Source organism: Nakamurella endophytica, assembly GCF_014646215.1.
GTDB classification, from domain to species: domain Bacteria; phylum Actinomycetota; class Actinomycetes; order Mycobacteriales; family Nakamurellaceae; genus Nakamurella; species Nakamurella endophytica.
Genome location: NZ_BMNA01000004.1, coordinates 338,125 through 348,873, shown reverse-complemented (window position 1 = coordinate 348,873; position 10,749 = coordinate 338,125). Strand labels below are relative to the sequence as shown.

General features: G+C 71.7%; 8 protein-coding genes. 3 read left to right on the top strand and 5 right to left on the bottom strand.

What is annotated here, in order from left to right:
- The first annotated feature begins 100 nt into the window (after window positions 1-100).
- On the top strand, window positions 101-4,027 hold the full coding sequence (locus IEY37_RS12130; RefSeq protein ID WP_188942353.1) for a DNA-directed RNA polymerase subunit beta': 3,927 nt from the start codon (window positions 101-103) through the stop codon (window positions 4,025-4,027).
- Between the two features lie 111 nt (window positions 4,028-4,138).
- On the opposite strand, the gene IEY37_RS22125 is transcribed toward IEY37_RS12130, so the two are convergent.
- Both IEY37_RS22125 and IEY37_RS12120 read right to left on the bottom strand, forming a co-directional pair.
- Window positions 4,139-5,101, bottom strand: a complete 963-nt coding sequence (locus IEY37_RS22125) for a Rieske (2Fe-2S) protein (protein ID WP_229674335.1) — start codon at window positions 5,099-5,101, stop codon at window positions 4,139-4,141.
- A complete protein-coding gene (locus tag IEY37_RS12120) occupies window positions 5,091-5,639 on the bottom strand; it encodes a Rieske (2Fe-2S) protein (protein ID WP_188941828.1) in 549 nt (182 codons plus the stop codon). The genes IEY37_RS22125 and IEY37_RS12120 overlap by 11 nt, the downstream gene beginning before the upstream one ends.
- 181 nt (window positions 5,640-5,820) lie before the next feature.
- Here IEY37_RS12120 and IEY37_RS12115 point away from each other — a divergent pair, with 181 nt between their 5' ends.
- A complete protein-coding gene (locus tag IEY37_RS12115) occupies window positions 5,821-6,336 on the top strand; it encodes a sigma-70 family RNA polymerase sigma factor (RefSeq protein WP_229674334.1) in 516 nt (171 codons plus the stop codon).
- Window positions 6,336-7,085, top strand: coding sequence for an anti-sigma factor family protein (locus tag IEY37_RS12110; protein ID WP_373298331.1), 750 nt, complete (start codon window positions 6,336-6,338; stop codon window positions 7,083-7,085). Before IEY37_RS12115 ends, IEY37_RS12110 begins: the two co-directional genes overlap by 1 nt.
- A gap of 202 nt (window positions 7,086-7,287) precedes the next feature.
- On the opposite strand, the gene IEY37_RS12105 is transcribed toward IEY37_RS12110, so the two are convergent.
- The 3 genes from IEY37_RS12105 to IEY37_RS12095 are packed head-to-tail and all read right to left on the bottom strand — an operon-like array spanning window position 7,288 to window position 10,624.
- Window positions 7,288-8,766 carry a mannitol dehydrogenase family protein gene (locus IEY37_RS12105; protein ID WP_188941823.1) on the bottom strand — a complete coding sequence of 493 codons (1,479 nt, stop codon included), beginning with the start codon at window positions 8,764-8,766 and terminating at the stop codon, window positions 7,288-7,290.
- Complete coding sequence (locus tag IEY37_RS12100) at window positions 8,766-9,668, bottom strand: carbohydrate ABC transporter permease (RefSeq protein WP_188941821.1); 903 nt, start codon at window positions 9,666-9,668, stop codon at window positions 8,766-8,768. Before IEY37_RS12100 ends, IEY37_RS12105 begins: the two co-directional genes overlap by 1 nt.
- Window positions 9,665-10,624, bottom strand: coding sequence for a carbohydrate ABC transporter permease (locus IEY37_RS12095; protein WP_188941819.1), 960 nt, complete (start codon window positions 10,622-10,624; stop codon window positions 9,665-9,667). Before IEY37_RS12095 ends, IEY37_RS12100 begins: the two co-directional genes overlap by 4 nt.
- Window positions 10,625-10,749: the final 125 nt, after the last annotated feature.

Here is a 10,749-nt window from a genome sequence, read left to right as displayed (position 1 = left end):
CCGGTACCGCCGACACCCGGCCGGTCCAGCCCTCGATCCCCGCGGATCGCCAGGGCTCGGGTCGGCCACCTGAGACACAACAGACAGGGACGTGCATCCAGTGCTCGACGTCAACTTCTTCGACGAGCTGCGTATCGGACTCGCCAGCGCGGACGACATCCGCGCCTGGTCCCACGGCGAGGTCAAGAAGCCGGAGACGATCAACTACCGCACCCTCAAGCCCGAGAAGGACGGCCTCTTCTGCGAGAAGATCTTCGGCCCGACCCGGGACTGGGAGTGCGCCTGTGGCAAGTACAAGCGGGTCCGCTTCAAGGGCATCATCTGTGAGCGGTGCGGCGTGGAGGTCACCCGCGCCAAGGTCCGGCGCGAGCGCATGGGCCACATCGAGCTGGCCGCGCCGGTCACGCACATCTGGTACTTCAAGGGCGTCCCGAGCCGGTTGGGCTACCTGCTCGACCTGGCCCCCAAGGACCTCGAGAAGATCATCTACTTCGCGGCCTACCTGATCACCAGCGTCGACGACACGGCTCGGCACAACGACCTGCCGACCATCGAGGCCGAGATGTCGGTCGAGCGCAAGAACCTGGAGAACGCGCGCGACGCCGACCTGGACGCCCGTGCCAAGAAGCTCGAGGCCGACCTGGCCGAGCTCGAGGCCGAAGGTGCCAAGTCCGACGTGCGCCGCAAGGTCCGCGAGGGCGGCGAGCGGGAGCAGCGGCAGATCCGCGACCGGGCGCAGCGCGAGCTGGACCGGCTGGACGAGGTGCTGGACCTGTTCCGCAAGCTCAAGGTCCGCGACCTGATCGTCGACGAGCTGATCTACCGCGAGCTCGAGGACCGGTTCGGCGACTACTTCACCGGCGGCATGGGTGCCGAGGCCCTCAAGAAGATCATCGAGGACTTCGACATCGACGCCGAGGCGGAGTCGCTGCGCGACACCATCAAGAACGGCAAGGGTCAGCGCAAGATCCGGGCGATCAAGCGGCTGAAGGTGGTCGCGGCGTTCCAGTCGACGAACAACACGCCGCTGGGCATGGTGCTCGACTGCGTGCCGGTGATCCCGCCGGAGCTGCGGCCGATGGTCCAGCTCGACGGTGGGCGCTTCGCCACCTCGGACCTGAACGACCTGTACCGCCGCGTGATCAACCGGAACAACCGGCTCAAGCGGCTGATCGACCTCGGTGCGCCCGAGATCATCGTCAACAACGAGAAGCGGATGCTGCAGGAGGCCGTCGACGCGCTGTTCGACAACGGCCGCCGCGGCCGGCCGGTGACCGGTCCGGGCAACCGCCCGCTCAAGTCGCTGTCCGACCTGCTCAAGGGCAAGCAGGGCCGCTTCCGGCAGAACCTGCTCGGCAAGCGCGTGGACTACTCGGGCCGGTCGGTCATCGTCGTCGGCCCGCAGCTGCAGCTGCACCAGTGCGGCCTGCCGAAGCTGATGGCGCTCGAGCTGTTCAAGCCGTTCGTCATGAAGCGGCTGGTCGACCTGAACCACGCGCAGAACATCAAGTCCGCCAAGCGCATGGTGGAGCGGCAGCGGCCGCAGGTGTGGGACGTCCTGGAGGAGGTCATCGGGTCGCACCCGGTGCTGCTCAACCGGGCGCCGACGCTGCACCGGCTGGGCATCCAGGCCTTCGAGCCGCAGCTGGTCGAGGGCAAGGCCATCCAGCTGCACCCGCTGGTCTGCGCCGCGTTCAACGCCGACTTCGACGGTGACCAGATGGCGGTCCACCTGCCGCTGTCCGCCGAGGCCCAGGCCGAGGCGCGGGTGCTGATGCTCTCGAGCAACAACATCCTGTCGCCGGCGTCCGGCAAGCCGCTGGCCATGCCGTCGCTGGACCTGGTCACCGGCCTGTACTACCTGTGCGGGCTGGACCCGGAGGGCAAGGGCGCCGGGCTGGCGTTCTCGTCGTCGGCCGAGGCGATCATGGCGCGCGACGCCGGCCTGATCGACCTCCGGTCGCCGGTGAAGATCCGGCTGACCGACGTCGTGCCGAGCCCCGGCATGCAGCTGCCCGAGGACTGGACCTCGGGCGACCCGCTGATCGTCGACACCACGCTCGGCCGGGTTCTGTTCAACGAGCTGCTGCCGGCCGGCTACCCGTTCGTCAACGATGAGCTGCCCAAGAAGCGGCAGGCCGCCATCGTCAACGACCTGGCCGAGCACTACCCGATGTCCGTGGTGGCGCAGACGCTGGACAAGCTGAAGGAGGCGGGCTTCCACTGGGCCACCCGGTCCGGCATGACCGTCGCCATCGGCGACGTCGTGATCCCGGCCGCCAAGGCGGAGATCCTGGCCAAGTACGACCTCGAGGCGGAGCGCGTCGAGAAGGCGTTCCAGCGCGGCAACCTGTCCGCGGAGGAGCGCCGCGAGGACCTGGTCAAGATCTGGGAGGCCGCGACCGTCGAGATCGGCAAGGCGATCGAGACGGCGTACCCGAAGGGCAACCCGATCCACACGCTGGTCGCCGCGGGCGCGGCGGGCAACTGGATCCAGGTCCGGTCGCTGGCCGGCATGAAGGGCGTGGTGGCGAACTCCAAGGGCGTGCAGATCGCCCGGCCGATCCGGTCCTCGTTCCGCGAGGGTCTGTCGGTCCTGGAGTACTTCATCAACACGCACTCCGCCCGCAAGGGTCTGGCGGACACCGCCCTGCGCACCGCCGAGTCGGGCTACCTGACCCGCCGTCTGGTGGACGTCTCGCAGGACGTCATCGTCCGCGAGTCCGACTGCGGCACCGAGCGCGGTGTCGAGGAGCCGATCGCGCAGTGGGTGGGTTCCGGCGACAACGCCCGCCTGGTGGCGGACGAGTTCGTCGAGACCTCGGTCCAGGCGCGGGTCCTGGCGACGGACGTCGTCGGCCCCGACGGCACGGTCGTCCTCCCGGCCGGCACGGACATGCGCGAGGAGCACGTCCGGCTCGCGGTCGAGGCCGGTGTCACGACGGTCAAGGTCCGGTCGGTCCTCACCTGTGAGGCCGCGATCGGCACCTGCGCCGTCTGCTACGGCCGCAGCCTGGCCACCGGCCAGCTCGTCGACGTCGGCGAGGCGGTCGGCGTGGTCGCGGCGCAGTCCATCGGTGAGCCGGGTACGCAGCTGACCATGCGGACCTTCCACACCGGTGCCGCGTCGGGCTCGACGGACATCACCCAGGGTCTGCCCCGTGTGCAGGAGCTGTTCGAGGCCCGGATCCCCAAGGGCAAGGCGCCGATCGCCGACGCCGCGGGCCGGATCCGGATCGAGGACGCCGACAAGTTCCTGAAGATCACGATCGTGCCGGACGACGGCAGCGAAGAGGTCGTCTACGACAAGCTGCCCAAGACGCAGCGACTCGCCACCATCACGGTGGAGGGCAGCGAGCGGCTGCTGAACGACGGCGACCACGTCGAGGTCGGCCAGCAGCTGCTGGAGGGCAACGTCGACCCGCACGAGGTGCTCCGGGTGATGGGTCCCCGCCGGGTGCAGCTGCACCTGGTCCGGGAGGTCCAGGAGGTCTACCGCAGCCAGGGCGTGTCGATCCACGACAAGCACATCGAGGTCATCGTCCGGCAGATGCTGCGCCGGGTGACGATCATCGACTCGGGCTCGACGGAGTTCCTGCCGGGCGCGGTCGTGGAGCGCAAGGAGTTCGAGACCACCAACCGGCGGATGCTGGCGGAGGGCCTCGAGGCGGCCGCCGGCCGTCCGGCGCTGATGGGCATCACCAAGGCCTCGCTGGCGACGGAGTCGTGGCTGTCCGCGGCGTCGTTCCAGGAGACCACCCGGGTGCTCACCGACGCGGCGATCAACGCCAAGTCGGACAAGCTGGTGGGTCTGAAGGAGAACGTCATCATCGGCAAGCTGATCCCGGCCGGCACCGGCATCGCCCGGTACCGGGACATCCAGGTCCAGCCGACCGAGGAGGCCCGCGCGGCGGCGTACTCGCTGTCGTCGTTCGACGACACCTACTACGGCGCGGACGCCTTCGGTGCGGCCAGCGGTGCAGCGGTGCCGCTGGACGACTACGACATGGGACGCGACTACCGCTGACCCCACCGGTGACCGCCGGTCCTCCGGCGGTCACCGCGGTCGTCCCACGCAGAACGGGCCGGTTCCCCCCGGGGGAGCCGGCCCGTTCTGCGTCCTGCCCGCGTCCGGCGGTCAGGCCAGCACGACCTGACCGCCCTGGACCCGCACGGCCACCGCCGGCAGCGGCTCGTCCGCCGGCCCCTGCAGCACCGCACCGGTGCGGGTGTCGAACGCGGACCCGTGGCAGGGGCAGAGGAACCGGGTGCCCTGCGGACGGACCGTGCAGCCCTGGTGGGTGCACCGTGCCGAGAACGCCACCACCGTGGATGGTCCGCTGCGGGTGACGACCAGCTGCCGGCCGTCCGGGGCGGTGACCCCGGTCGCGCCGCCCTGCGGGATGTCCCCGACGGCCACCAGCCCGTCCACCGGAGCTGCGGTCGACGACCGCGCGGCCGAGCTGCGGCGCGTGCTCGACCGCCCGCCGCTGCCGGTGGATGCCGACGTGGCGGCCGACGCCGGAGTCGTCGGGTCGTCGGTCGTCGGGGTCGCGGTGCTCGCGCTGGTGGTCGCCGCGGCGGAGCTGGGGTCCGTCACCGCCGGGCTCGGCGGGGACGGCGTCGGAACGGCTCGGCCGGTCGAGGACGACGCGGTGGTCGACGACGACGCGGTGGTCGAGGACGACGCGGTGGCCGACCGGGTGGTGTCCGCCGTGGCGGTGCTGCCCGCGCCGGTCGTCGCGGCGGCCGCCGTCCCGGTGGGGGCCGCCGTCCCGCCGGACGTCCCCGCCGCCGGCGTCCCGGAACCGGTGCCGGACGCGTCGCCGGTGCCGGCGCCGCACGCCGCCACCACCACCGCACCGGCGCCGACGGCGGCGATCCGCAGGGCCTGCCGGCGGCTGGTGGGGTGCGCGGAAGGGCGACCGCCGCGATCGAGGAGCGTGGCCGGGAACCCGCCGGGCCGACCGCCGACCGGCCCGTCACCGACCACCCGGGCCGCCGGACCCGTCGGTCCCGCCGGGCCGGTGCCCGTCGGACCCGCCGAGAGCTCCGGTCCGGTGATCGACCCGGGCGATCCCGGCGTCGGCTCAGTCTGCAACGACCTGGCCGTTCTTGACCGTGACCGGGACCTCGGTGAGCCCCTTGGTGGCGGGGCCGTTGAGCACCGCACCGGTCGTGGTGTTGAACCGCGACCCGTGGCACGGGCAGTTCAGGTCGCTGCTGGCGGGCTGGACGGTGCACCCCTGGTGCGGGCACAGCGCGGAGAAGGCCACGGCGGTGCCGGCGGTGGGCTGGGCGATGATCAGGGGCTTCCCGTTGGCGTCGGACGCGCTGACCGCCGCGCCGACCGGGACGTCGGCCAGCGCGACGAGCCCGGTGCCACCCGAACCGGCCGCGCCGCCGGCGGTGCCCGTGCCGCTCGAGGACGACGACGCCGACGATGCCGACGACGGGGTGCTGGAGCTGTCCGAGCCGCACGCCGCCAGCGCCAGCGCGCCGGCGCCGAGCCCGGCCACCTTCAGGGCCTGCCGGCGCGACGCGCAGAGCGGCAGTCCCGACGCGGCACGGGGGAGCGGGCAGTCGGCGGCCCGGTGGTCCTCGTCGGTCTGCGGGCGGGTGACTGGATTCGCTGTCATGGTGTGGTCAACGAACGGCCACGGCGGATGGTTCACCGTTCAAGCTGTGAGCAGCCTGTCCGGTGAACCATCCGGCGCCGGCCGTCGTGGGAACGGGTGGAGCGGCGGACGTGGCCGGTCCGCGACGCCCGAATCCCGGGCGCCGACCCGACCGGGCGGCCCGTCCTGTCCGAGGAGAGCGGTGGAACGCGACGCGGAACTGATGCGCAGCCTGCACGACCAGCACGCGCCCGCGCTGTGGTCCTTCGCCCTCCGGCTGACCGGCGGCGACCACGACCGGGCACAGGACGTCGTGCAGGAGACGCTGCTGCGCGCCTGGCGGGCGCCGGAGGCGCTGTCCCGGCCGGACAGTTCGGCGCGCAGCTGGCTGTTCACGGTGGCGCGCAACATCGTTGTCGACCAGTGGCGTGCCGGCCGGCGGCGGCCGGAGGACGTCCGGGACGAGGTGCCGGACCTGCCGGACCCAGCCGGGCAGGACAGCACCGACACCGTCCTGCAGTCGATGCTGGTGGGGGAGGCGCTGCGCAAGCTGTCGCCGGAGCACCGGCAGGTGCTGCTCGAGTGCTACTACCGGGGATCGACGGCCCCGCAGGCCGCGGCCCGGATCGGCATCCCGGTCGGCACCGTGAAGTCGCGCACCCACTTCGCGCTGCACGCGCTGCGCCTGAACCTGCAGGAGATGGGGGTGATCCCGTGATGGGCCACCGCGACGACGCGGCCGGCGACGAGATCTGCCTGGACGACGCGTCCTATGTGCTCGGCTCGTTGACTCCGGCGGACCGGCAGGTGTTCGAGCGGCACCTGGCGGGGTGCCCGCGGTGCCAGCAGTCCGTGCAACGGCTCGCCGGCATGCCCGGTCTGCTCGCCCTGGTCGGGCCGGAGGCTCTCGAGGATCCGCCGCTGCCCGGCTCGCCCGCTGCCGTCGGGACGGGCACCGGGCCGGTGCCGCAGGCGGCCCCGCACGCGGCGCCGCCGCACCTGCTCCCCGCGCTGCTCGACGAGGTCGCCGCGCAGCGCCGTCGCCGCCGCTGGCTGGTCGGATCGGTGTCCGTCCTGGCCGCGGCCTGCGCGGTGGCACTGGCAGTGGTGCTCGCCGTGCGGCCGTGGGCGGCCGGGACCGGCGCCGGGTCGACGCCGGTGGCGCAGGGCGAGCAGGTCCCGCTGGTGCAGACCACGCCGGGCCCGCTGGGCGTCACGGTGGCGCTGGACGCCAAGCGGTGGGGGACCAACGTGACGGTCGTGTGCTCCTACGAGGGGGGCACCTACGACCGCGACGGCTACAAGCTGGTGTTCGTGGACCGCCAGCAGCGGGAGTCGGTGGCCGCCTCGTGGATGTCCACCGGCGGGCGGGCGACGATCCCCGGCTCCAGCGACCTGCAGGTCTCGGACATCGCCGAGGTCCGGGTGCTGCACGACGGGGCGGTCATCCTGCACGGCACGCCCTGACCGAGGTGCACGGCACGCCCTGACACCACCCGGGGCGGTCATCCTGCACGGCACGCCCTGACCGAGGTGCACGGCACGCCCCGACACCACCCGGCCACCCTGGCGCGGACGCGACAGCGGCCCGGCGGGTGTCCGCCGGGCCGCTGTGGGTGGTGCCATGTCCGGTGCCGCCGGTCCGTCCGCTCCGGCGGCACCGGCCTGCTCAGCGCGCCGGCTGACCCACGAGCGCGGTGAGGGTCGCCCGCGATCCGGCCCGGTGCAGCGAGTCCAGCGCCGCCAGGTACGGCTCGGTGAACCGCGGCTCGTCGACCAGGTCGCCGAACACCGCCCGCTGCCGGACGAAGGCCAGCGGGTCGTCCCGCTGGGTGCGCGCCACGGCCGTCAGCGACTCCGCGAGCCGGTCCACCACGGTGATCGGCTCGCCCTGCTCGTCGACCGCCTCGGCGTACCGGGCCCAGCTGGCCACGATGGCCGACGCCAGCGGCGAGGGCCGGCCGGCCGCCAGGTTCTCCCGGATCACCGGCAGCACCCACTTCGGGATCCGGTCGGAGCTCTCCGCGCACAGCCGCGCCACCGTGTCCCGCACCCCGGCGTTGGAGAACCGCTCGATGAGCTGGTGCTTGTAGGCGTCCAGGTCGATGCCCGGCACCGGCGCGAGCGTGGGCGTGGCCTCCCGGTCCATGTAGTCGAGCAGGAACCGGGCGAACAGGGGGTCCTGCGCCACCTCGTGCACCAGCCGGTACCCGGCCAGGTAGCCGAAGTAGCACAGGCCCTGGTGGCTGGCGTTGAGCAGCCGGAGCTTCATCAGCTCGTACGGCTCGACGTCGGCGACGACCTGCACCCCGACGTCCTCCAGCGGCGGCCGGCCGAGGGTGAACCGGTCCTCCAGCACCCACTGGGTGAACGGCTCGCAGACCACCGGCCAGCCGTCCTGCACGTCGTACCGGCGGGCGATCTCGGCGCGGTCCTCGTCGGTGGTGGCCGGAGTGATCCGGTCGACCATCGAGTTGGGGAAGGCCACCTCGGCGGAGATCCACCCGGCCAGCTCGGGGTCGCGGAGCCGGGCGAACGCGGTGAACATCCGCTGCGCCACGTGCCCGTTGCCCTGGATGTTGTCGCAGGACATGACCGTGAACGGGGTGATGCCCCGGGCCCGGCGCCGGGCCAGCGCCTCGACGACGAGCCCGAACGTGGTCCGCGGGGTGGCGCCCGGTTGCAGGTCCGCCTGCACCGCGGGGTTGTCCGCGTCGAACTCGCCGGTGACCGCGTGGAAGTTGTAGCCGCCCTCGGTGACCGTCAGCGAGACGATCCGGATGGCCGGGTCGGCCATCTTCTCGATCACGGCCTCCGGGTCGTCGGGCGCAAGGAGGTACTCGACGATCGAGCCGATGACCCGCGGCTCCCAGGAGCCGTCCGGCGCCTTGAGCACCAGGGTGTACAGGCAGTCCTGCTCGTCCATGACGGCCTTCATCCGGGCGTCGGACGGCAGCACCCCGACGCCGCAGATGCCCCAGTCCGTCGCGGTCCCGGACTCGAGCAGCCGGTCGACGTACATGGCCTGGTGCGCGCGGTGGAAGCCGCCCACGCCGATGTGCACGATGCCGGCCGTCACCGCAGACCGGTCGTAGCCCGGGACCGGGACGTCGAGCTGGTCGAGGGTGTCGGTGCGCAGCGGCGTCATCACTTCACCGCACCCAGCGACAGGCCCTGCACCAGCTTGTCCTGCGCGGCGAACCCGGCGATGAGCACCGGGATCGACACGGCGAACGCCCCGGCGCTGAGCTTGCCCAGGAACAGCGCCTGGCTGGTGACCAGGCTGGGCAGGAACGCCGGCAGGGTCTGCGCGTTCTCGGTGCTGGTCAGCACGTTCACCAGGAAGAGCTCGTTCCACGAGAAGATGAAGCAGATCAGCGAGGTGGCCGCGATACCGGGCATGGCGATCGGCGCGATGACCCGGAGCAGGGTCTTGATCAGGCCGGCGCCGTCCAGCGAGGCCGCCTCGAACAGCGCCGGCGGGATGTCGGCGAGGAACGAGCGCATCATCCAGACCGCGATCGGCAGATTCATCGCCGTGTACAGGATGATGATGAACCAGATCTGGTTCAGGCCGCCGGTCGCCTTGGCGATCAGGAACAGCGGCACCAGACCGGCGGCGGCCGGCAGGAACTTGGTCGACAGGAAGAAGAACATGACGTCGGTCCACTTGGAGACCGGCTTCACGGCCAGCGCGTAGGCAGCCGGGATGGCCAGCGCCAGCACCAGCAGCGTCGAGATCACGGACGCGAGCACCGAGTTGATGACGAACGGCCACACGCTCTGGCCGCTGCTCGCCCCGAAGAACTCGCGGTATCCGTGCAGCGTCAGCGGCGCGAAGTACTGCGGCGTGTTCAGGGTGGCCTGGACCTCCGGGTGGAAGCTGGTCAGCACCATGAAGAAGATCGGCGCGAGGAAGATCAGCCCGATCACCCAGGTCAGCACGCTGAGCAGGACGCCGCCGGCACCGCGCCGGCCGTCCCGCGGGGAGGCCGCCGGCGCTGCGTGCGCCGTGGTGGTGGGTGACGCGGTGGCCACGGGCGCGCTCATCGGGCGTTCTCCTCACGGAAGAGGCTGGAGACCGTGCGCAGCGCGAAGGTGGCGATGACGATCGTCGCGATGACGATCACCACGCCCTGCGCGGAGGCCAGGCCGTAGTCACCGGCCGCGTTCACGGTCTTGTAGATCAGGTACGGGATGTTCTCGGTGTTCGGGTTGTCCTTGGTCAGCTGGTAGACGTAGTCGAAGTTCTGGATGATGTAGATGCCGCCGAGCAGGCCGGCCAGCTCCAGGTACTGCCGCATGTGCGGCAGCGTCAGGTTCCGGAACACCTGCCAGCCGGTCGCGCCGTCCACGGCGGCCGCCTCCAGGATGTCGCCGGGACGGGACTGCAGCCCGGCCAGCAGGATCAGGGTCATGAACGGCGTCCACTGCCAGATCAGGGCGATCTCGACGGCCAGCAGCGGGTGCTTGCTGACCAGCGTCACCGTCGACGCCGGGGCGTCGGGGTGGAACCAGTGGTTGACCATGGTGGCGATGCCCGACAGCAGGCCCTGCTGGGCGTCGAAGATGCCGTAGCGCCAGAACAGCGCGGCCGCGACCGGGACGATGAGGAACGGCGCGATCATCATCGTGCGGACCGCGGCGCGGCCCCAGAAGCGCCGGTTCAGCAGCAGGGCGATGCCGAGCCCGAAGACCAGCGACACCAGCACGACGACGAGGACCAGCTGGGCGGTGTGCCAGAGGTCGAGCAGCGTCGACTTGGTGGTGAACACCCGCTCGAAGTTGTTGAGCGTCCATCCCGAGAGCCGGGGACGGTTGGCGTTCCACTTCCGGAACGAGATCCAGATCGTCACCAGGAACGGGATCTGCGTGACGACGATGGTGAAGATGAGGGCCGGCAGCAAGGGGATCCGGCGGACCCACTTCTCCTTTTTGGCCTTCCGGTTGACGTCCGCGGCGACGCCGGACGACACCGCCGTCTGCTTCTCCTGGACGGCGGTCATGTCACACCAATCTCTCTCACGGGAACCTCCAGTGGTCCGGTGACGTGCGGCTCGGGGTGGGCTCGGGAGTGGGTTCGCGGCCGCCGGGCCGTCCCGCAGGACGGGCCCGGCGGCCGCCGGGCCGG

Bases quoted from the DNA above. Each gene is read 5' to 3' on its own strand.
- IEY37_RS12110 (WP_373298331.1), top strand. From the start codon at position 6,336: ATGGGCCACCGCGACGACGCGGCCGGCGACGAGATCTGCCTGGACGAC.
- IEY37_RS12120 (WP_188941828.1), bottom strand. From the start codon at position 5,639: ATGACAGCGAATCCAGTCACCCGCCCGCAGACCGACGAGGACCACCGG.
- IEY37_RS12100 (WP_188941821.1), bottom strand. From the start codon at position 9,668: ATGAGCGCGCCCGTGGCCACCGCGTCACCCACCACCACGGCGCACGCA.
- IEY37_RS12105 (WP_188941823.1), bottom strand. From the start codon at position 8,766: ATGACGCCGCTGCGCACCGACACCCTCGACCAGCTCGACGTCCCGGTC.
- IEY37_RS12095 (WP_188941819.1), bottom strand. From the start codon at position 10,624: ATGACCGCCGTCCAGGAGAAGCAGACGGCGGTGTCGTCCGGCGTCGCC.